The sequence below is a fragment of the Raoultella sp. genome, assembly GCF_039594335.1.
Lineage (GTDB): Bacteria > Pseudomonadota > Gammaproteobacteria > Enterobacterales > Enterobacteriaceae > Klebsiella.
Window position 1 is genome coordinate 1 of record NZ_JBCNNS010000075.1, and the last position, 20,465, is coordinate 20,465.

Here is a 20,465-nt window from a genome sequence, read left to right on the forward strand (position 1 = left end):
ACGTTATTACTCTAAGGATTTCGAGTTGCATGAAAGCGGCAAGGCAGCGAATCTCCAGGAGCTTACTGAAGTAAGCTCCTGGGGTGAGCTAACGCGGGCAACGCCTCTGCGACTTGAAAAACGACGAGTATATTATTCGGTTCGCTTGCCGTGTCTGTGCAAGAGAGAATGAACTTACTATATGACAGGAAATTTATTGCGAAAATTGATATATTCACAACGTCACGTTGCAATTTCTGCAATGTAAAATCGTGGAGTACGGAGTGTGGATTTACGCGATCTGAAAATGTTCCTGCATCTGGCGGAAAGCCGTCACTTTGGCCGCAGCGCGCGGGCCATGCACGTCAGTCCCTCGACGCTTTCCCGGCAAATTCAGCGGCTGGAAGAGGACCTCGGGCAACCGCTGTTTGTCCGCGATAATCGCACGGTCACGTTGACCGAAGCGGGTGAAGAACTGCGAACGTTTGCCCAACAGACGCTGTTGCAGTATCAGCAATTGCGCCATACCCTCGATCAGCAAGGCCCGTCGTTGTCGGGTGAATTGCATATCTTCTGCTCGGTGACGGCAGCCTATAGCCATCTGCCACCGATTCTCGATCGCTTCCGCGCCGAGCACCCGTCGGTCGAAATCAAACTCACCACCGGTGACGCCGCCGATGCGATGGATAAGGTGGTGACGGGAGAAGCCGACCTCGCCATTGCCGGTAAGCCAGAAACGCTGCCGGGCGCGGTAGCATTCTCAATGCTGGAGAATCTGGCGGTGGTGCTGATTGCCCCGGCGCTGCCTTGCCCGGTGCGTAACCAGGTATCGATCGATAATCCGGACTGGTCGGCAGTGCCGTTTATCATGGCCGATCAGGGCCCGGTACGCCGCCGCATTGAGCTGTGGTTCCGCCGCCATAAAATCAGTAATCCCTCGATTTACGCCACCGTCAGCGGCCATGAAGCGATGGTGTCGATGGTGGCACTTGGCTGCGGCGTGGCGCTGCTGCCTGAAGTGGTGCTGGAAAACAGCCCTGAACCGGTACGCAACCGCGTGATGATTCTGGAGCGCAGCGACGAAAAAACGCCGTTTGAGCTCGGAGTTTGCGTACAGAAAAAACGGCTCAGTGAACCGTTGGTGGATGCCTTCTGGCACATTGTTCTGGAGCGCAAAATCACGGACTAACCCTGCGCTGCGCCCTCCCGTCGCAGAGGCCCGCTTTTTCTTCCCCCAGCCATGCCCCTTCCCCGGGAGATTAATTGGTATCAAAGGTGCCAGGTATAAACAGGCTGCACAGGTAAAATCGTCACTAAAGAAACAGTACCTTACGAGAGGGAGTGACGATGCAGAAACCCAAAAAGATCTTCAACAACACCGACAATATTCGGGCCGAAATCATGGAGGGGCTGGTGTATGCCGGGATGGGCAAAATCCACGCCCTGCCGGAGTACTGCGCGGTCTACCGCACCATGCCGCAGGATGAACAGACGGTGATTGTCAGCGGTGGCGGCAGCGGCCATGAACCCACCTTTGCCGGGTTCGTCGGTGAAGGCGGTATCGATGCCTGTGCGCTAGGCGAAGTATTTACCTCCCCCTCACCTGACCAGATTATCGAGGCCAGTCGCGCCGTTCACCGGGGAAACGGCGTGCTTTTTCTCTACGGTAATTACTCCGGCGACGGGATGAACTTCGATATCGCCGCTGAGATCCTTGCCGAAGAGGGCATTGAATGCCGCACCGTGCGCGCCACCGATGATATTGCGTCTGCGCCGCCTGAAAGAATGTCTGACCGCCGGGGCGTTGGCGGCCTGGCATTTTTATACAAGCTGGCCGGCGCTGCGGCCCAGTTCGAGCACTACACGCTGTCTGCGCTCGAAGCACTGGCGAAAAAAGCCAATCACCACACCCGTACCATCGGCGTGGCACTCAGCGGCTGCGCGCTGCCACAGTCAGATATCTTTAACTTTACGCTCGCCGACAACGAAATTGAGCTCGGCATCGGCATTCACGGTGAACCGGGGCTGTGCCGAATTCCTCTGCCTCAAACGGATGAGTTGGTCGAGATGATGCTCGAGCTTCTGTGCGCCGACCTGCCCTTTGGCCAGGGCGATAAAGTCTGCGTCAACGTGAATAACCTGGGGGCGCTCAGCAATAGCGAACTGATGGTAGTGACTCGCAAAGTCGGTCTGTCGCTGGAAGCACGCGGGATCCTCACCTACGACGTGCAGGTTGGCCACTTCTGTACCTCGCTGGAAATGTCCGGCTTCTCACTAAGCATGCTGCGGCTGGATGACGAGATGCAGCGCCTGTACGACTATCCCATCAACACTCTCGGCTGGAGAAAATAAGATGCAGACACCTCAATTCACTGCCTGTCTGCGATATGTCTCGGAAGGCATGATCGCCAGCGAACCCCGCCTGACCGCACTTGACCAGGTTATCGGCGATGGCGACCACGGTATCGGTATTAAACGCGGTTTTACCGCACTGCACACGCTACTCTCTTCCGCTGAGTTTGCTCCTGCGGATATCGGCGAGTGCCTGCTGCAAAGCGGCACCCGATTGATGACCAGCATGGGCGGCGCATCCGGCGCTATCTTTGGCACGCTTTTCCGCGCTGGCGGCAAAGCGCTTGCTGGGCGGGAAGAGTTCGATGCGGCAACGCTTGCTGAGTGGCTGGAGATTGGCATGACCGCCATCCACCAGCGCGGGGGGGCCGAACCCGGTGACAAGACCATGGTCGATGCGCTGGCGGCCGCCGCTTTGCAGGCCAAAGCCGACGCGGCGCTGTCACTGCCGGCAGCTCTGGCGCATTGCGCACAGACTGCAATGGCTGGCGCAGAAGGTACCAGTGAAATGATCGCCCGCTTTGGCCGAGCCAAAAATCTCGGGGAACGGGCGATCGGCCATTGCGACCCGGGGGCGGTGTCCATGGCGCTGATCCTGCAGTTTATGTATGAGTTCGCGAACCAGGCATAAACGTTCAGGTAATAAAAAACCCGGCAGCCAATGGCACCGGGTTTTTTATTACCTGAGCGTTCTGCTGCCTTTGGAGAAAAATGCCGGATAGCGACTGGCTTATCCGGCCGGTGCCCAACACGCATCATCTATGGCCATAGATGGCAGGTTAATCAAAACCAAAGCCATCGGCGAACAGCACTTTCAGCTTCGCCATCGCTTCTTGCTCATCGCTGCCGCTGCAGATGATCTCAAGCGATCCCCGCCCTTTGATCCCCGCCGCTAAAATACTCATGATACTTTTGCCCTTGATAACCTTACCTTCGTAGATCATCTCGATCCGCGACTGATACTGGGCGCACGCTTTCGCCAGCACTCCGGCCGGACGCGCATGAATACCGTGCTGATTGCTGATCCTCACAACCTCTTTCAACATAATTACGGTTCCTTTTTCACTGCCCGTCGGCCGGACAAATAGCCTCAATGAAATGACAATAGCCCTGAATTAAGAGCTGAGCGACCATCGCGCCGGGGTCGACAAACGTCCGTGAACGCTCGCCGTGGATAGCAGCACGCCCATGTTTCGCAACCATAGTTGTCGTCTGCTGTACGCCCCATTGTGCATGGTGCAACGCCTCCCGCGCCTGAGCCAGTGACGTCGTCGCCGGTGATTTTAGCGCCACCAGCGCCGGTGCCATACCGTCGAGGAAGGTCTTTTCACCGGTCTGCGCCTTACCGCGTTGCTGGACGCCGTCATACCACGCCTGAAAGAATGTGCCAGCATCATCCGTCGCAAATTCGGCGCGCCCTTTAAAGATCTTGCCCGCCTGCATCAGCCCGGAAGCCATCAGCGTGCCCATGGTGGAGGGAACCGCTGAAGCCATCGCTTTGCCAGCAAGATAAAAAAATCGCCCAATATCGCGCTCGTCGCTGTGCTGTACTGCCTCGTTCGCCGCCGCAAAACCATCGCTCATGGTCAGACCCAGATCGCCGTCACCCACCACGCTATCCAGTTCAGTGAGCACCTGTTTATTGTCCTGCATCACACGAGCCCATTCGGCAAAAAGCGGACGCAGTTTCTGTGCATCTAGTGTCATAGCGCCTCCTTACGCGGGAAACTGGCGGAACATTGGCGTATCGGCACCGGCATTGAGCAACGCCTTCAGCTCACTGTCCACCGGCATCAGGCTAATCGACATGCCGGTCATCTCCATTGCCGTGGCGAACTCGCCGACCCACACGCGGAAAACGCGGATCTGGCTCTCCGCCAGAATCTGCTGCACATGACGATACATCAGATATAGCTCTTCCAGCGGCGTAGCCCCCAGACCGTTAATCAGTACTGCCACCTCATCTCCCTGCTGACAGGGTGAATCCGCCAGCAGCCAGGACATCATCTCTTCGGCAATCTGTTCCGCACTTAGCTGCGGACCGCGCCGGATTCCGCTTTCCCCGTGGATCCCCATCCCAATTTCCATTTCGCTGGCGCCGATATGGAAGCCCGGTTTACCGATCCGCGGCACAATGCAGGGCGATAACGCCACGCCAAGAGTGCGCACGCGGTCGCCCGCTTTGAGGGCAATGCGCTGTACGGTTTCCAGGTCATCCATTCTCGCGGCCGATGCACCAGCGCATTTGTAGACGAAGAAAATCCCTGCCACACCGCGCCTTGTCGTCACGCCATCGCCCGGAGCTGCCCACGCCGAGTCGTCCGCGGCCACCACGGTACGGGTACGAATGTCGCTCTCCATGTCGGCCATTTCTGCCGCCATGTCAAAATTGAAAATGTCGCCGTTGTAGTTGCCGTAGAGATACAATACGCCAGCGCCGCTATCGACGGCCTGCGTGACCGCCAGAATTTGCTCCGGCGACGGCGACTGAAACACATCACCGATGGCGCAGCCGTCAAGCATCCCTTCACCCACATACCCCAGGAACAGCGGCAGATGGCCTGAACCACCGCCGGTGACGATCCCCACTTTCCCCGGCACCGGACGCGCAGTGGCTAAGCAGTGCAGATCATCATTGACGCAGCGAAAGCGGTCGGGGTGAGCCAGATAGATGCCTTCGAGCATCTCCGGGATAAAATCCTCCGCCTGATTGATAAACTTTTTCATGCGTTCTCTCCATGAATACCCGCCCAATTGAGCGGGGCGTTGAGGAATTAGCGAGCGAACTTAATCTGTGAGGGATATTCCCAGCGCTGCAGCTCTTCCGGGGTAAAGGATTCCGGCTCTTTACCGCCATTAATCATCAGTGCGTAGTAGTAAATCTGCGCCATCTCTTCAAGGTAGGCGGATTTCAGTACCGCTTCATACGGGTCTTTATCCACGCCAATCGCGCCATGTTTTTCCATCAGGATGGCGTCAGCGCGTTTAATCGGTTCGATAACACTGTCCGACAGCGCTGGCGTGCCGGGACGGCCATACGGCGCAACGGGGATCACCCCATCCTTGAGGTTTAGGATTGCGCACTCATACACCACCGCAGGAATAGGCTTATTCAACACAGCAAACGAGGTGGCATAGAGCGAATGGGTGTGAGAGATGGCAAAAATATCCGGGCGCGCTTTATAAATCTCGATGTGCATCAGGCATTCACTGGTTGGGCGCAGGCCGGCTTCACTTTCGATAACGTTAGCTTCAACGTCCATCACCACAATATCCCGTGGTGTTAAATGCATTTTATCGATGGTCGTTGGCGTCACCAGAATAAGTCCTGTCTCTTTATCCCGTACGCTAGAATTACCGGCTTTATGTTTGCATAATCCCCACTGCTGAGCGGTTCTGGCCATTTCAACAACGTGTTTTTTCTGAATCTCTAACATAATATTTATCCTGTATACGGTGGTAAGGGCGAACACGGTCGCGACAGTTATTGCCGTGAAATAACGTTGCAGCGTATAAGCTGCAACGACATTGAATTAATAATTAAATATGACGGGTAATTTCGTTTATCAGTGCAGTTTCATCCTGCGCCCGACGAATAACGTTGCCACCATCATAGAACTCAAGAAATTCATTTAATTGGGCCAATGCTTTTAAGTGTTTTTGTGGATTATGGGTAGCGAGGACGATAATAATGTCGGCCTGCATATAATCGGCGAAAGCAATCTTATAGGGCAGCCGCAATAACGCCATCCCGGTATCCAGCGCACCATCATCCATACCCGCATGTGCAATAATGACCCCATCCGCCAGCATGATATAGGGCTGCTCCTCGGCGATTTTGTTGAGCATAATTTTCACGTAACGCGGTTCAATGACCCCACTTTGCAGCAATGAAGCCGATGCCTGGGTAATCGCCTGCTGCCATGAACCCGGCAGCTCTGTGGCAAACTGGACGTGCGCTTTTCCCAGTAAATCAATCAATGACGGCGTCGGCGGCTCGAAGCTGCCGACCGAGCTTGCGGGGCTATTCTCATCGTAGATATAGCTGGCGAGCGCTCGTTGTAGCCCTTTGTGATCGAGGATGTTGCCAAAGCGCTCGAAGATCAGCAGCAGTTGTTCAATCTGGATAATATTCGGATCCACTCCCTGGAGCGCGCTGATAACGTGATTGCGGAAAGCGCTTTTATGAATACTGCCGATTGATGGATTTACCACAAACACCATCTTGCTGGTATTTAGGTGGGTGGTGGCAAAGACCACATCATAATGCCCAGTAAAGCGCTCAAATTCGCGACGGGACAGCATCTGCGTGAAGTGCAGTTCCGGGAATAACACCTGTAGCGTCAGATACAGGTAGGTTGAAATGGTTGCACTGTTTTCACACACGACGATTGCCGTTTTCTGCAGTTTTATCTGATGAATCACCCCTTCTCGCGTCAACCAGCCGCCAAACAGCACCGTCAAAAATGCCATCTCTTCATCCGGGATTTCACAGTGCAAAAGGGTCTCAAAGGGCACCGCCGCCCGGCGCACCATTTCATGCAGATGGCTAAACTCTTTGACCACCAGGTCATACACGCTGCTGGTGTTGGCCAGATGATAGCGAATGCGGTAGTAAGCCGGCTTCCAGTGCTGATAGATTTTTTCGATCAGCTCATTTTTTTCTTTAATGGTGACACAGCTTATCTGTTCAAAACTATCGACAACCGCCACAACGCTTTCCAGCAAGAGAGTATCAAGATGGAAATATTTATCAGCAATACTCTGAATATTAGAGCTCTGGATCAGTGCTGTCAGGAAAACCAGTTCATTTTCACTGTTGATATTGATTTTACTGATAACGCTTTGCATCAGCGTAAATTCTCTGCTGCGGATAATATCGGCGTAACTGTCTGGAATAGCCACCAGATTTTTCCCTGACTCAATACGATGCAAAACAAAGCAGATGAAATAAATAAGCTCCTGGAGCTGGCGGTCTGTAAATTGAATTTTAAAACGCTTTTCGATTTCGCTAAAAATATTACCAACCGTTTCCAGATGTTCACTCATCACGTTGTTATATTGAGCGATAATATTTTTCGCTACCGGAATTTCCAATACCCGCCGCAGGCAGCTTAAAAGCAAATAGCGCTTCTCAAGCTCTTCGCCAAGGATATGGTAGCCGTTGCCCCGATCATAGTTGATTTCTAAACCGTGTTCGATAACCTCGCTCCGCACTTTTTTCAGATCGTTGATAATCGTGTTCTGGCTCACCCCCAACGATGACGACAGATGTAACAGCGACAATCTTTCGCTGCGGGTCAGTAGCATAAAGATAATCATCTGCCCGCGTTCCTCTTCCGAGAAAAGATAACGCTGCTCCGATTCTACCGTCTGATTCTGTCGAAAATGCTCCACCACATGGCGTGAAATATGCAGCTTCCCGGTCTTCAAACGATTGATAGGATCGAAGTGATTCGATTCCAGATAATCATTCACTTTTTTCAGCGTATAGCTCAACTGCTTACGCGTCAGGCAAAACTGCTCTTCGAGCTTCGCCCCTGTCATACTGGGGTCGTTCACAATCGCATCCAGCACTGCGACCACGCGTTTATCCATAGCCATACCGACTCTCCTGCGATGAAAAATCTGGCGGCGGTAGCGGCCGCCAGAGATAAACGTCGATTCCAGCATTACGCTTGATGAGCATTCTCCTGCTGCCCAGAGTCCTGTTGCGCCAGACTGCTTTCGCGGCGCAATTCACGTGAGTAGAAGAAGTAACCGCACGCCCACCAGACCGCAAACAGTAGCGGAATAAGGTCACCTTCCAGGAACTTGAACAGGAAGGAGAAGGCGTAGGTAAATACCGGGGCGTCGATCGAGCTATTTGAAATCAGCTGGCCTGCCGGAATGGTGATCGCCTTCGTTGCCAGGCCCAGATCGGTAATCATCGGCGCAAACTGCGTCCCGACGAACAAGAAGAACGGCACACCAATAATGCTCAGAATAACCATCCGCAGCGTGTTACCGCGGGTCACCAGGTAAGCGGGAACAATCAGGGCAATATTGATGATGCCGGCGAAAGGTAAAATCTTGTTGCCCGGCAGAATCAGCGCCCAAATCAAGGTGAACGGAATGGCGACGATAATGGCGAACCAAATCTCACTGGCTCCGCCCATGAACGGCCAGTCGATACCGACAAACAGCTTCCGCCCTGAGAATTTCTTGTTCATGTAGTCGCTTATCGCTTCAGAGATAGGCGACAGAGCCTGCATAAAGAGCTTCGAAATCATCGGGAACAGCACTAGCGCCGTGGAAGCCTGTACGCCCAGCATCAGCGTTTTCGCCACACTGTAGCCGGCGATAATTCCAAACAGGATCCCGAGAATAAAACCGATAATATGGTTTTCCGCAAAGACGCCGACCTTCGCGCGAAGCGCCGTCGCATCCATCGGTTTATTGCACACCGGGATTTTGCGCAGCAGCAAATCGAACGGGTAGTAAATGGCACCGAAGAACACCATGCGGTGGGTACAGGTCACGCCGGGGATACCCGTGAGTTTCTCGATACGATGCTGGTGAATATCGCCAGCATTCAGCTCCATCATTATCTGGAAAGCCGCGATCAGAAACGCCAGCGCCAGACTCCAGGCTGGGCCAAACAATGGAGTGGTGACGCTCACAACAATAAATGCGGTGAAGATTTTCCCCCAGACGTTCCAGAGATCCGCGTTGAAGGTGTTGGTTTTGTTTAACATCAACATCACAATGTTCACGCCAACCTGCAGGGGGAACATGGCAAAGGCGTAAGGCCAGGCCCAAGAAATATTCGCCATCGTCGTCCAACCGCCATCGACGATACTCAATTCAAGGCCAGTACGCTGCATCATGGTCTGCGCCGCCACGCCGATAGCATCAACCATGAAGCCTATCAGCATGCTCATCCCCACGAACGCCACGCCGAGCGTGATGGCCGCCGACGCGGCATCGCGGAATTTCATTCGCACCACCAGCCCGGCTAATAGCATGATGAAAGGCACAAAAACCGGCGCGCCTAAATTTAGAATGTAATTTATGACTACAGCAAGAAAGTCCATAGCACTTCTCCACTAAAATAATTATACGGATTAAAGAGCTACACCTTATTTACAGGCATCAATGACCTTTTGTAATTCCTGCTCCATGCCCATGCCTGTCAGAAAGGCAATTCCGTTAATTACTGGGATAGGATATTGCTTATCGACTTTGGTGATTGCGATATAAGCAGCACTGTCCTTAATATGGCTATCAAGGGATTTCAGGTCGACAACTTCAACTTTAATATGTGACTGATTACGTTCATTCAATAAACGGGAAACCTTACTGGCGACGGTTTGTGAAGTTGCAACGCCGCTTCCACAGGCAACAATGACTTTTTTCATTTTATAAATCCTTATCTAATTGCAGTCTTGATGTGAAGGTACTGAGAAAAGTATCTCGATCTTTTATTTCACGTAGTGTCTGAACAATGTCTTCATCTGCAAGGCAGTCCATCAGCTTTTGCAATGCTGTCAGGTGGCTGTTATGGTCAACGAAACCAAGTAAAACAATAAAATGGACGTAAAGCGTATTATCGTCATTGCCCATCTCATGCCAGGCAAGGGGCTGCGAAAGGCGCGTCACAGAAATAAAGGGGCGAATCACATGTTGGGGATCGGTGTGTGGCAGGGCAATCGCCACCGGCAGTGTAGGTAAACCGGTGGGGTATGCTTTTTCACGCGCGACGATCGCTTCAAGAAACGAACTCCGTACGAAGCCCTGTTCTTTGAGTTGCAAAAATATCGAAGAAAAATAATCCGTGGCGTTGGCATAATGCTTATCAAGAAATGTGAGCTGAGGCAGAAAATATTCACATCCTTGCGCATTTTCATTCGGGGAATCAATTATATTCGCTCTCATCCGAATATCCTCTCTAAGCGTTAAGAATTAACTTGAGACAATATTAATTCAGGCCTGCATGCCGAGCGACAAATATTGCCCCCAAAAGATGTTCGCGGCCTGGCGCAACGCGGTAAGCGTTTTATTATGAATTGCATCACATTTTTGTCGCAGAGATTAGCAGATTGGGGAAACTGGCAGCAGGGGAAAAGATTAACAGGGAAAAAAGGGGATAACCCGGCTGGGTAATCCCCTATTCAGGAGGCGTTAACCCGCCAGGAAGAAACGGAACGCCGGATTGTGGGTCTCGTTATGGCAGTCGTAGCCCAGTTCATTGAGTCGCGTTTCGAAGTCCGGCTCGTTATCACCCAGCTCAAACGCCGCCAGCACGCGGCCGTAATCAGTACCGTGACTTCGATAGTGGAACAGCGAGATATTCCAGTGCGTGCCTAAGGTGTGCAGGAACTTCAGCAGTGCCCCCGGGGACTCCGGAAATTCGAAGCTGTACAAACGCTCCTGCAACGGCTGCGACGGACGGCCGCCAACCATATAGCGCACGTGCAGTTTCGCCATCTCATCGTCGGACAGATCCACCACGCTATAGCCGCCCTCTTTAAGCAACTGGAGGATCTCTTTGCGTTCTTCCAGACCGCGGCTCAGACGAACCCCGACAAAAATGCAGGCATCTTTGGCATCAGCAAAACGGTAGTTGAACTCAGTCACTGAACGGCCGCCCAGCAGCTGACAGAACTTCAGGAAGCTGCCCTTTTCTTCCGGAATGGTCACCGCCAGCAACGCTTCACGTTGCTCTCCCAGCTCGCAACGTTCGGAGACGTAGCGCAGACCGTGGAAATTGACGTTAGCACCGGACAGGATATGCGCCAGGCGTTCGCCGTGGATGTCATGCTGCGCGATATACTTTTTCATTCCTGCCAGCGCCAATGCACCAGACGGTTCAGCCACGGCGCGGACATCTTCGAACAGGTCTTTCATCGCCGCGCAAATCGCATCACTGTCGACGGTGACAATATCGTCAAGATACTCCTTGCAGAGGCGGAAGGTCTCGTCACCGATACGTTTTACCGCCACGCCTTCGGCAAACAGCCCAACACGCGGCAGATCGACCGGGTGCCCGGCATCCAGCGCAGCTTTCAGACAGGCGGAGTCCTCGGATTCCACTGCGATCACTTTGATCTGCGGCATCAGCTGTTTGATCAGCACCGCTACGCCTGCGGCAAGGCCACCACCGCCCACCGGGACAAACACGCGGTCCAGGTGGGCATCCTGCTGTAGCAGTTCCAGCGCCAGGGTGCCTTGCCCGGCAATCACCATCGGGTGGTCAAACGGCGGAACCCAGGTGAAGTTCTGCTGTTGCGCCAGCTCGATAGCTTTCGCTTTCGCTTCATCGAAATTAGCGCCGTGCAGCAGTACCTTGCCGCCAAAGTTACGTACGGCATCCACTTTGATATCCGCCGTGGCAACCGGCATCACAATCAGCGCCTTCACGCCAAGACGCGATGCCGAGAACGCAACCCCCTGGGCGTGGTTGCCCGCAGAAGCGGTAATCACCCCCTGCGCTTTTTGCTCTTCCGTCAGGCCGGCCATCATTGCGTAGGCCCCGCGCAGCTTGAAGCTATGAACCGGCTGGCGATCTTCTCGCTTCACCAGAATCACGTTATCAAGACGCGACGAGATTTTTTCCATTTTTTGCAACGGCGTAATCTGCGCCGCTTCATAGACCGGTGCGCGTAGCACCGCCCTGAGATATTCCGCCCCCTCGGGGGCGGCAGACAGGGGTTGTGATTCAGCCATCATTAACCCCCCAGTTTCGATTTATCGCGAACCGCGCCTTTATCGGCGCTGGTTGCCAGGCTGGCATACGCGCGCAGTGCGAAGGAAACCTGACGTTCACGTGCTTTCGGCGTCCAGGCGCGATCGCCACGGGCTTCTTGTGCTTCGCGACGCGCGGCGATTTCGGCATCACTCAGTTGCAGTTGAATACCCCGGTTCGGAATATCAATGGCAATCATATCGCCGTCTTCAATGATCGCGATATTGCCGCCGCTGGCCGCTTCCGGTGAAACGTGACCAATCGACAGGCCCGAGGTGCCACCAGAGAAACGTCCGTCGGTAATCAGCGCACAGGCTTTACCCAAGCCCATGGATTTCAGGAAGGTTGTCGGATAGAGCATTTCCTGCATTCCCGGACCGCCCTTCGGCCCTTCGTAGCGAATAACCACGACGTCGCCCGCCACCACTTTACCGCCAAGGATCGCATCGACTGCTTCATCCTGGCTTTCGTAGACTTTTGCCGGACCGGTGAATTTCAGAATACTGTCATCCACCCCTGCAGTTTTAACGATACAGCCGTTTTCCGCAAAGTTGCCATACAGAACCGCCAGACCACCATCTTTGCTGTAAGCATGTTCCAGAGAACGGATACACCCCTCGGCACGATCATCATCCAGCGTATCCCAGCGGCAGTCCTGCGAGAATGCCTGGGTCGTCCGGATACCAGCCGGGCCGGCGCGAAACATTTTTTTCACCGCATCATTAGTGGTCAGCATGACATCATATTGCTCAAGCGTTTGTGGCAGAGTCAGACCGAGAACGTTTTTCACATCGCGGTTCAGCAGCCCGGCACGATCGAGCTCGCCGAGAATACCCAGTACGCCACCCGCACGGTGCACATCTTCCATATGGTACTTCTGCGTGCTCGGCGCCACTTTACACAGCTGTGGCACCTTGCGGGACAGCTTATCGATATCACTCATGGTGAAGTCGATTTCCGCTTCCTGCGCGGCGGCCAGCAGGTGCAGAACGGTGTTCGTCGAACCGCCCATGGCGATATCCAGGGTCATGGCGTTTTCGAACGCTGCTTTACTGGCGATGCTGCGCGGCAGCGCGGATTCGTCATCCTGTTGGTAATAGCGTTTAGTCAGCTCAACGATGCGTTTCCCCGCGTTAAGGAACAGCTCCTTACGGTCGGCGTGAGTCGCCAGCAGAGAGCCGTTACCCGGCTGGGACAGACCCAGCGCTTCGGTCAGGCAGTTCATTGAGTTGGCGGTAAACATCCCAGAACAGGAACCACAAGTCGGGCAGGCGGAACGCTCGACCTGCTCACTCTGTACGTCGGAGACTTTGGGATCCGCTCCCTGAATCATCGCATCGACAAGGTCGAGTTTGATGATTTTGTCAGAAAGCTTGGTTTTCCCGGCTTCCATTGGGCCGCCGGAAACAAAAATCACCGGAATATTCAGGCGTAAGGACGCCATCAGCATCCCAGGGGTGATTTTGTCGCAGTTGGAAATGCAGACCATGGCATCGGCGCAGTGTGCGTTAACCATGTACTCAACTGAGTCGGCGATCAGTTCACGGGATGGCAGTGAATAAAGCATGCCCCCATGCCCCATAGCGATCCCATCATCCACCGCGATAGTGTTAAATTCTTTGGCAACCCCGCCTGAGGCTTCAATCTGCTCAGCAACCAGCTTCCCCAGATCGCGCAGATGTACGTGACCCGGTACAAATTGGGTGAAAGAGTTAACAACGGCGATAATCGGCTTACCGAAATCAGCATCGGTCATCCCGGTTGCGCGCCACAGCGCGCGGGCACCCGCCATATTACGGCCATGAGTGGTGGTGGCGGAACGGTACTTAGGCATGCTTTAGTTACTCCCAGTCTCTGTGACATGGGGCGCTGCGTGCCACCCCATTTTTTATACTTATGCTTGAAATATGACGGGTATGTTTATTGGTTAACCTGATCCAACCAGCCCCATTTATCCTCGGTTTCACCGGTGAAGAGACCAAAGAAAGCTTGCTGAATACGCTTGGTGACCGGGCCGCAGCGACCTTCACCAACCTGAATACCGTCAACGCTGCGCACCGGAGTAATTTCCGCAGCAGTACCAGACATAAAGACTTCATCCGCCAGATACAGAGACTCACGGGACAGCACCTGCTCGCGGACTTCAATATCCAGATCTTTTGCCAGTTTAATGATCGCATCGCGGGTAATGCCCGGCAGCGCAGAAGAGGTAAATGGCGGAGTGAACAACACGCCATCTTTCACTTCAAACAGGTTCTCACCTGCGCCCTCGGAAATATAACCGTTAACGTCCAGCGCGATCCCTTCCTGATAACCATGGCGGCGCGCTTCGCTGCCAACCAGCAGCGAAGAGAGGTAGTTACCACCGGCTTTTGCCGCAGTCGGGATAGTGTTGGGCGCGGCACGGTTCCAGGAAGAAACCATCGCATCGATCCCCTGATCCAGCGCTTCAGCGCCAAGATAAGCTCCCCACGGGAACGCCGCGATGATCACGTCAGTACTGTATCCCGCAGGCGGGTTAACACCCATGCCGACGTCACCAACAAAGATCAGTGGACGAATATAAGCGCTGGTCAGGTTATTTTTGCGGATGACTTCGCGGCAGGCTTCCATCAGCTCATCAATGCTTTGAGAGACCGGAAAACGATAGATTTTAGCTGAGTCATGCAGACGCTGCATATGTTCGCGATGACGGAACACCACGGGTCCTTTATGCGAGTCGTAGCAACGGATGCCTTCAAACACGGAAGTGCCGTAGTGAAGCGCGTGAGACATCACGTGAACCTTCGCCTCTCCCCACGGAACCATCTCGCCGTTGAACCAAATGTAATCAGCTTTTTTCGTCGTCATTTTTCTTCCCTTGCGCTTATGCGCGGATTTGTTGTGATGTTGGTTGCTGGATCTCGACGCAGGCGACGTCGACCAGCTTACTTAATTGACTAAACAGTAATTCGACGGGCCGCTGGCTGGCAACGGTCAATTCAATATTTATGTTGCCGGCATCTGCCGCGGTTTCCATATTCATGGAGCAAACCTGAAAGCCACGGTGGCGTACCACGCGCAGCACGCGTTCTAAGGTTTCCGGGTTGAAGCGAGCCTGTAAAGCAACCTGATGTTGCATCATGATAATTTCTCCAGCATTTCTGCATTACTGGCACCGGGGGGTACCAACGGCCAGACGTTCTCAAGTTCATCGATTGAGACATGAAGCAGGTATGGCCCCTGGCTCGAAAGCATGGTGTCGAGAGCCGCTTCAACCTGGTCTTTACGGGTGATATGCTGACCAGGAATGCCGAAGGCGCTGGCCAGCGTGACAAAATCGGGATTATCGGTGAGGGTGGTTTCGCTATAGCGCTCCTCGAAAAACAGCTGCTGCCACTGACGCACCATGCCCAAACGCTGGTTATCCAGTAACAGGATCTTCAACGGCAGCTGTTTACGTTTCACCGTACCCAGCTCCTGCACGTTCATCATGAATGAGCCATCGCCGGAGACGCAGATAACGGTATCGTTCGGACGGGCAACCTGAGCGCCAACTGCAGCCGGCAGGCCAAAACCCATCGTGCCCAAACCGCTGGAAGTAATAAAATTCTCAGGGCGTGTATAGGTCATATGCTGCGCTGACCACATTTGATGTTGACCCACGTCGGTGGTGACAACGCTGTCTGCCGGCTTACGGTCGGAGAGCTGTTTAAGCAGCAGCGGCGCGTAAATGCCCTCGCCCGGGTGGTCGTAGCGCCATGCGTGCTCGTCACGCAGCGCCTGATTATACTGGCGCCAGGCGTCGATAGTCAGCGGCTTCTGCAGCGCTGGCAGCAAGGTATTCAGATCGCCCACCAGGGCGACATGCGCCTGACGCAGCTTGTTCAGCTCCGCCGGATCAATATCCAGATGGATAACTTTGGCGTGCGGAGCAAAGGTGTTCAGCTTCCCGGTCACCCGGTCATCGAAGCGGGCGCCGACGGCGATCAGCAGGTCACATTCCTGTACCGCCAGATTGGCCGCTTTGGTGCCGTGCATCCCCAGCATTCCCAGATAGTACGGATAGGCCGCATCAACAGCACCCAGACCTTTCAACGTGCAGGTGGCCGGCATTTGCGTAATGGCGATAAATTCGCGTAACGCAGGAACCGCCTGCGCCATGCCCACGCCGCCGCCGACATAAAGCATCGGTTTTTGCGCGACAGATAACATCTGCAGCGCCTGCTCAACTTCTGCGTGAGGAAAAGCAATATCGCTACCAACCGTCGAGAAATACGGTTCAAACTCGCCCTTCGCCAGCTGGATATCTTTTGGGATATCAACCAGAACCGGACCTGGGCGGCCGGAGTTTGCCACATGGAAAGCTTCAGCGATCACTCGCGGCAGTTCTTCCAGCGACTGCACGAGGAAACTATGTTTCGTACAGGCCAGTGACAAACCAAGGACGTCCACTTCCTGGAAAGCATCGGTACCGATAAACGGCGCAGCGACCTGACCGGTGATGGCGACAACAGGGATAGAGTCCAGTAACGCATCAGCCAGTCCAGTGATCAGGTTCGTCGCACCTGGACCTGATGTGGCGATACAGACACCGGTTTTGCCGGTGGCGCGAGCATAACCGATGGCTGCCATGGCCGCGCCTTGCTCGTGGCGGCACAACAGGTGTTCCACGCCGCCGTCATACAATGCATCGTAAACCGGCATAATCGCGCCACCAGGATAGCCAAAAACCGTGTCGATCCCCTGTGTCCGCAAAGCATGTACCACCCACTGCGCCCCATTCATAGTTAGTTCCCCGTCATAGTTCGGAAGAAACAGAATTTTATGCTATTCATCATTGTCTGCTCCTCACTTATCATTTTTAAGTTATAAAAAAACCCCCGGACCTTTCGGTGCGGGGGTCTTAGTTCGTTAAGGCTTGATTTTTAAGCCTTTCCTCGTCCAAGTGCAGCCCCGCACGGTGGGATAATAATCACCACCACGCTAATCACGACCAGGCTAATCACTCGTAGAAGGGCTGTCATTTTCTGTTCTTTCTGGCTTCTTGTTCGAAGGAATACCTAAAGAGTTACCACAGATATCACAATAAACACAAGATTTTTTTATACATTACTTACTGATCGCGCTAACAGTTTTTTATAAAACAATTGTTTTTAATAGAAAAAATATAAAATGAAAAAAATTCAATTTATCGCTCTTTCCTATAACGATGCGCGGTTTCCACCAATACCCTATTTCACCATGATGGCCGCCTGCGATGCCGATTCCACTATGAGTGAAATGTCACGCTATCCGGCGATATTCGCTGGAACATGCCGTGTAGAATGCTTTTTTTACTGATTACTGAGCCTTATTCTGCCGACATAATGCCCGTACTCAGGAGGCATTATGTCACTCGCGATTATTTACACACGGGCTGCTTTCGGTATCAGTGCCCCGCTTATTACGATCGAAATTCATATCAGCAACGGACTTCCCGGGTTAACCATGGTAGGACTTCCTGAAACCACGGTAAGAGAGGCTCGTGACCGGGTACGCAGCGCGATAATTAACAGCGGCTATACGTTTCCGGCGAAAAAGATTACCGTCAATCTGGCCCCTGCCGATTTGCCAAAAGAAGGCGGGCGATATGATCTCCCCATCGCTCTCGCGCTTCTGGTTGCGTCGGAGCAGTTAGATGCGTCCAGGTTGAAGAAATATGAGTTTATCGGCGAACTCGCGCTCACAGGGGCGCTACGTGGCGTTCCTGGCGCTATCTCCAGCGCCATGGAGGCGATAAAAGCCGGACGACAAATTATCGTCGCCGAGGATAACGCAGCGGAAGTGGGGCTCATTGAGGGCCATGAATGCTTTGTTGCCGGGCATCTGCAGGAGGTGTGTGCTTTTCTCGAGGGACGTCATACGCTCAATCCTTCCCTGCCGGAAGAAGAACATCCTGATGACCCTCTGCCTGACCTGAGCGATGTTATTGGCCAGCAGCAAGGAAAACGTGCGTTGGAAATCGTTGCCGCAGGGGGTCACAACCTGCTGTTGATTGGCCCTCCCGGAACAGGAAAAACCATGCTTGCCAGCCGGTTGCCAGGTCTCCTGCCACCGTTAAGTAATCAGGAGGCGCTCGAAAGCGCCGCCATACTGAGTCTGTTGAGTCGCCATTGCGCAACCAAACAGTGGCGCCGGCGACCGTTTCGCAGTCCACATCACAGCGCTTCTCTCGCTGCAATGGTGGGAGGCGGTTCAATCCCGATCCCCGGAGAGATCTCGCTGGCACACAACGGGGTACTATTTCTGGATGAACTGCCGGAGTTTGAACGTCGGGTGTTGGATGCTTTGCGAGAACCGATAGAGTCAGGGAAAATACATATTTCACGAACGCGTGCCAAAATTGACTATCCGGCACATTTTCAGCTTATCGCTGCCATGAATCCCAGCCCAACCGGGCATTATCAGGGACATCACAATCGCGCATCACCGGAACAAACCTTACGCTATCTGGGTCGTCTGTCCGGACCGTTCCTTGACCGGTTCGATCTCTCACTGGAAATCCCTCTACCGCCTCCAGGAGTGCTCAGCCAGGCAGTCTCTGGCGTGGAAAATAGCGCCAGCGTAAGGAAGCGGGTTCTCGCCGCCCGAGACAAGCAGTTAGCCCGACAGGAGAAACTCAATGCCGACCTGGAGAGTAACGAAATGAAAATCTGGTGTCCGCTCAGTAAAGAGGATGCTATCTGGCTGGAACAGGTACTATCGCAACTGGGGCTTTCTATCCGCGCATGGCAGCGTCTACTGAAAGTCGCCCGGACCATCGCCGACATAGGAGGTGAACCCTGTATTGAGCGCTACCACCTGCAAGAGGCTCTTGGCTATCGAGCGATAGACAGAATGCTGAACCATTTGCAAAAACTCATGGGATAAAAAAAGGGCTTCCGCCCTTTTTTCTTAATCATCGCTTTCGGTGTAATCTTCAGCGCCTTCAACCTGCGGTTTACCGCCGGACAGCGTATGAAAACGCTTAGGCCGCTTAATACGCGCCATATACTTAATCCAGACGCGTTCCATTTCCGTGGCTGGCTCACGTTCACCACGACATACCGAAACAAATTGTTTTTCATCTTCGGTGACAGGTTCGCGTTTACCCAGTTCCAGTTCGTTAAGGGCATAACCATGCTGTTCCAGCAGTTGTGCCTCTTTGATGGTGAAATCACCATGACGGGAGAACCCGCGCGGATAATGTTTATTATCGAAAAAACGATTAGTCGTCATAAAGCTTTCCGCCATCCTACACGCTCCTGATTCTTTGGCCGAGCAATTTATGGCGCGGAGTATTAGTTACGCTTGACAGAGTGTAAAACAAAAGATTTAAATCATTACGACAAATAATTTTGCGGAGAAGAGTGTGGATACGGAATTGCTCAAAACTTTCCTTGAGGTGAGCAGAACTCGTCACTTTGGACGAGCAGCAGAGGCGCTTTATCTGACGCAGTCGGCCGTCAGCTTTCGTATTCGTCAGCTGGAAAACCAGCTTGGTGTTAACCTTTTTACCCGCCATCGCAATAACATCCGCCTGACGTCAGCCGGCGATAAGCTCCTTCCTTATGCCGAAACCCTGATGAACACCTGGCATGCGGCACGAAAGGAGGTTGCGAACGCTTCCCGACATAATGAATTCTCTATTGGCGGCAGCGCATCTTTGTGGGAATGCATGCTTAACGGATGGCTGGGGAAACTCTACAAAGAGCCCTGTAACCTGCAGTTTGAAGCGCGGATTGCGCAGCGACAATCGCTTGTTAAACAGTTACATGAACGACAGCTTGATCTACTGATCACGACAGAATCGCCAAAAATGGACGAATTAAGCTGTCAGTTGCTCGGTAATTTCACCCTGGCACTCTACTGCGCCTTGCCATTTAAAACTAAGAATGAATTGAATTATCTGCGCCTGGAATGGGGCCCGGACTTCCAACAAAATGAAGTCGGACTAATTGGCAGTGATGATATTCCTCTGCTGACAACCAGTTCTGCTGAACTGGCCTGTCAGCAACTCGCCGCGCTAAATGGTTGCACATGGCTACCGACACTCTGGGCGAAGGATAAAAGTGGCCTGCATACGGTGACGGACAGTACAACACTATCCCGGCCCCTGTACGCTATCTGGCTACAAAACAGCGATAAACAGGTACAGATCCGCGAAATACTGAAGACAAACATACTGGAATAGTGCACGCCTCCAGGGAGGGAGGATGCTAGAAGATTCTGGAGATGGAAAGCAACGGACAAAAAAAATCCTTTGCATGAGCAAAGGATTATATATGGCAGGGGCGGAGAGACTCGAACTCGCGACACCCGGTTTTGGAGACCGGTGCTCTACCAACTGAGCTACGCCCCTAAATTTCTTACTATTAAGCCCACTAATTAACTTAGCAGGCTTAAC

General features: G+C 53.3%; 20 protein-coding genes and 1 tRNA gene. 5 read left to right on the forward strand and 16 right to left on the reverse strand.

All coding sequences use genetic code 11. The features are described from left to right. The first annotated feature begins 265 nt into the window (after positions 1-265). The 3 genes from ilvY (at position 266) to dhaL (ending at position 2,962) form a co-directional block, all read left to right on the forward strand. Positions 266-1,168, forward strand: coding sequence for an HTH-type transcriptional activator IlvY (ilvY, locus tag ACZAHD_RS14120; RefSeq protein WP_462457334.1), 903 nt, complete (start codon positions 266-268; stop codon positions 1,166-1,168). Between the two features lie 158 nt (positions 1,169-1,326). Further along, positions 1,327-2,331: a dihydroxyacetone kinase subunit DhaK gene (locus tag ACZAHD_RS14125; RefSeq protein ID WP_462457335.1), complete on the forward strand. Its 1,005-nt coding sequence runs from the start codon at positions 1,327-1,329 to the stop codon at positions 2,329-2,331. A 1-nt stretch (position 2,332) separates the two neighbouring features. After that, on the forward strand, positions 2,333-2,962 hold the full coding sequence (dhaL, locus tag ACZAHD_RS14130) for a dihydroxyacetone kinase subunit DhaL (protein ID WP_462457336.1): 630 nt from the start codon (positions 2,333-2,335) through the stop codon (positions 2,960-2,962). 148 nt (positions 2,963-3,110) lie between these two features. Here dhaL and ACZAHD_RS14135 read toward each other — a convergent pair whose 3' ends face one another. From ACZAHD_RS14135 to ilvL, 14 genes are all read right to left on the reverse strand, one after another. Further along, the gene (locus tag ACZAHD_RS14135; protein ID WP_462457337.1) at positions 3,111-3,377 is read right to left on the reverse strand and encodes an HPr family phosphocarrier protein; all 267 of its coding nucleotides are present in this window, start codon (positions 3,375-3,377) and stop codon (positions 3,111-3,113) included. A gap of 16 nt (positions 3,378-3,393) precedes the next feature. Then, positions 3,394-4,038, reverse strand: coding sequence for a dihydroxyacetone kinase family protein (locus ACZAHD_RS14140; RefSeq protein WP_462457338.1), 645 nt, complete (start codon positions 4,036-4,038; stop codon positions 3,394-3,396). A 9-nt stretch (positions 4,039-4,047) separates the two neighbouring features. Then, positions 4,048-5,058 carry a dihydroxyacetone kinase subunit DhaK gene (locus tag ACZAHD_RS14145; RefSeq protein WP_462457339.1) on the reverse strand — a complete coding sequence of 337 codons (1,011 nt, stop codon included), beginning with the start codon at positions 5,056-5,058 and terminating at the stop codon, positions 4,048-4,050. Between the two features lie 47 nt (positions 5,059-5,105). Beyond that, positions 5,106-5,768, reverse strand: coding sequence for a class II aldolase/adducin family protein (locus ACZAHD_RS14150; protein WP_462457340.1), 663 nt, complete (start codon positions 5,766-5,768; stop codon positions 5,106-5,108). A 103-nt stretch (positions 5,769-5,871) separates the two neighbouring features. Further along, positions 5,872-7,935, reverse strand: a complete 2,064-nt coding sequence (locus ACZAHD_RS14155; protein WP_462457341.1) for a BglG family transcription antiterminator — start codon at positions 7,933-7,935, stop codon at positions 5,872-5,874. Positions 7,936-8,003: 68 nt separating this feature from the next. Then, positions 8,004-9,407: a PTS galactitol transporter subunit IIC gene (locus tag ACZAHD_RS14160; protein WP_462457342.1), complete on the reverse strand. Its 1,404-nt coding sequence runs from the start codon at positions 9,405-9,407 to the stop codon at positions 8,004-8,006. Positions 9,408-9,452: 45 nt separating this feature from the next. After that, complete coding sequence (locus ACZAHD_RS14165) at positions 9,453-9,731, reverse strand: PTS sugar transporter subunit IIB (RefSeq protein WP_462457343.1); 279 nt, start codon at positions 9,729-9,731, stop codon at positions 9,453-9,455. Between the two features lies 1 nt (position 9,732). Continuing rightward, positions 9,733-10,248: a PTS sugar transporter subunit IIA gene (locus ACZAHD_RS14170; protein WP_462457344.1), complete on the reverse strand. Its 516-nt coding sequence runs from the start codon at positions 10,246-10,248 to the stop codon at positions 9,733-9,735. A 246-nt stretch (positions 10,249-10,494) separates the two neighbouring features. Next, entirely contained in the window at positions 10,495-12,039 is a 1,545-nt protein-coding gene (gene ilvA, locus ACZAHD_RS14175; protein WP_462457350.1) for a threonine ammonia-lyase, biosynthetic, read from the reverse strand. A 2-nt stretch (positions 12,040-12,041) separates the two neighbouring features. Further along, positions 12,042-13,892, reverse strand: coding sequence for a dihydroxy-acid dehydratase (ilvD, locus tag ACZAHD_RS14180; protein ID WP_462457345.1), 1,851 nt, complete (start codon positions 13,890-13,892; stop codon positions 12,042-12,044). Between the two features lie 86 nt (positions 13,893-13,978). Then, positions 13,979-14,908, reverse strand: coding sequence for a branched-chain-amino-acid transaminase (gene ilvE, locus ACZAHD_RS14185; protein ID WP_462457346.1), 930 nt, complete (start codon positions 14,906-14,908; stop codon positions 13,979-13,981). A gap of 16 nt (positions 14,909-14,924) precedes the next feature. Continuing rightward, positions 14,925-15,182 carry an acetolactate synthase 2 small subunit gene (gene ilvM / locus ACZAHD_RS14190; RefSeq protein WP_004869489.1) on the reverse strand — a complete coding sequence of 86 codons (258 nt, stop codon included), beginning with the start codon at positions 15,180-15,182 and terminating at the stop codon, positions 14,925-14,927. Then, entirely contained in the window at positions 15,179-16,825 is a 1,647-nt protein-coding gene (gene ilvG / locus ACZAHD_RS14195) for an acetolactate synthase 2 catalytic subunit (protein ID WP_462457347.1), read from the reverse strand. The genes ilvM and ilvG overlap by 4 nt, the downstream gene beginning before the upstream one ends. A 140-nt stretch (positions 16,826-16,965) precedes the next feature. Further along, the gene (gene ilvL, locus ACZAHD_RS14200) at positions 16,966-17,064 is read right to left on the reverse strand and encodes an ilv operon leader peptide (RefSeq protein ID WP_001311244.1); all 99 of its coding nucleotides are present in this window, start codon (positions 17,062-17,064) and stop codon (positions 16,966-16,968) included. Between the two features lie 364 nt (positions 17,065-17,428). Here ilvL and ACZAHD_RS14205 point away from each other — a divergent pair, with 364 nt between their 5' ends. After that, the gene (locus ACZAHD_RS14205) at positions 17,429-18,949 is read left to right on the forward strand and encodes a YifB family Mg chelatase-like AAA ATPase (protein ID WP_462457348.1); all 1,521 of its coding nucleotides are present in this window, start codon (positions 17,429-17,431) and stop codon (positions 18,947-18,949) included. A gap of 24 nt (positions 18,950-18,973) precedes the next feature. Here ACZAHD_RS14205 and ACZAHD_RS14210 read toward each other — a convergent pair whose 3' ends face one another. Next, positions 18,974-19,312: a MaoP family protein gene (locus tag ACZAHD_RS14210; RefSeq protein WP_004869479.1), complete on the reverse strand. Its 339-nt coding sequence runs from the start codon at positions 19,310-19,312 to the stop codon at positions 18,974-18,976. 118 nt (positions 19,313-19,430) lie between these two features. Here ACZAHD_RS14210 and hdfR point away from each other — a divergent pair, with 118 nt between their 5' ends. Then, complete coding sequence (gene hdfR / locus ACZAHD_RS14215; RefSeq protein ID WP_462457349.1) at positions 19,431-20,252, forward strand: HTH-type transcriptional regulator HdfR; 822 nt, start codon at positions 19,431-19,433, stop codon at positions 20,250-20,252. Between the two features lie 92 nt (positions 20,253-20,344). On the opposite strand, the gene ACZAHD_RS14220 is transcribed toward hdfR, so the two are convergent. Next, positions 20,345-20,420 (reverse strand) — tRNA-Trp (locus ACZAHD_RS14220). Between the last annotated feature and the right edge of the window lie 45 nt (positions 20,421-20,465).

What these genes read in the sequence shown, in the direction of transcription:
- ACZAHD_RS14165 (WP_462457343.1), bottom strand. Translation starts at nt 9,731, where the DNA reads ATGAAAAAAGTCATTGTTGCCTGTGGAAGCGGCGTTGCAACTTCACAA.
- ACZAHD_RS14160 (WP_462457342.1), bottom strand. Translation starts at nt 9,407, where the DNA reads ATGGACTTTCTTGCTGTAGTCATAAATTACATTCTAAATTTAGGCGCG.
- ACZAHD_RS14170 (WP_462457344.1), bottom strand. Translation starts at nt 10,248, where the DNA reads ATGAGAGCGAATATAATTGATTCCCCGAATGAAAATGCGCAAGGATGT.
- ACZAHD_RS14135 (WP_462457337.1), bottom strand. Translation starts at nt 3,377, where the DNA reads ATGTTGAAAGAGGTTGTGAGGATCAGCAATCAGCACGGTATTCATGCG.
- ilvA (WP_462457350.1), bottom strand. Translation starts at nt 12,039, where the DNA reads ATGGCTGAATCACAACCCCTGTCTGCCGCCCCCGAGGGGGCGGAATAT.
- ilvG (WP_462457347.1), bottom strand. Translation starts at nt 16,825, where the DNA reads ATGAATGGGGCGCAGTGGGTGGTACATGCTTTGCGGACACAGGGGATC.
- ACZAHD_RS14125 (WP_462457335.1), top strand. Translation starts at nt 1,327, where the DNA reads ATGCAGAAACCCAAAAAGATCTTCAACAACACCGACAATATTCGGGCC.
- ACZAHD_RS14155 (WP_462457341.1), bottom strand. Translation starts at nt 7,935, where the DNA reads ATGGCTATGGATAAACGCGTGGTCGCAGTGCTGGATGCGATTGTGAAC.
- ACZAHD_RS14205 (WP_462457348.1), top strand. Translation starts at nt 17,429, where the DNA reads ATGTCACTCGCGATTATTTACACACGGGCTGCTTTCGGTATCAGTGCC.
- dhaL (WP_462457336.1), top strand. Translation starts at nt 2,333, where the DNA reads ATGCAGACACCTCAATTCACTGCCTGTCTGCGATATGTCTCGGAAGGC.
- ACZAHD_RS14145 (WP_462457339.1), bottom strand. Translation starts at nt 5,058, where the DNA reads ATGAAAAAGTTTATCAATCAGGCGGAGGATTTTATCCCGGAGATGCTC.
- ilvE (WP_462457346.1), bottom strand. Translation starts at nt 14,908, where the DNA reads ATGACGACGAAAAAAGCTGATTACATTTGGTTCAACGGCGAGATGGTT.
- ACZAHD_RS14140 (WP_462457338.1), bottom strand. Translation starts at nt 4,038, where the DNA reads ATGACACTAGATGCACAGAAACTGCGTCCGCTTTTTGCCGAATGGGCT.
- ACZAHD_RS14150 (WP_462457340.1), bottom strand. Translation starts at nt 5,768, where the DNA reads ATGTTAGAGATTCAGAAAAAACACGTTGTTGAAATGGCCAGAACCGCT.
- ilvD (WP_462457345.1), bottom strand. Translation starts at nt 13,892, where the DNA reads ATGCCTAAGTACCGTTCCGCCACCACCACTCATGGCCGTAATATGGCG.
- ilvL (WP_001311244.1), bottom strand. Translation starts at nt 17,064, where the DNA reads ATGACAGCCCTTCTACGAGTGATTAGCCTGGTCGTGATTAGCGTGGTG.
- ACZAHD_RS14210 (WP_004869479.1), bottom strand. Translation starts at nt 19,312, where the DNA reads ATGGCGGAAAGCTTTATGACGACTAATCGTTTTTTCGATAATAAACAT.
- ilvM (WP_004869489.1), bottom strand. Translation starts at nt 15,182, where the DNA reads ATGATGCAACATCAGGTTGCTTTACAGGCTCGCTTCAACCCGGAAACC.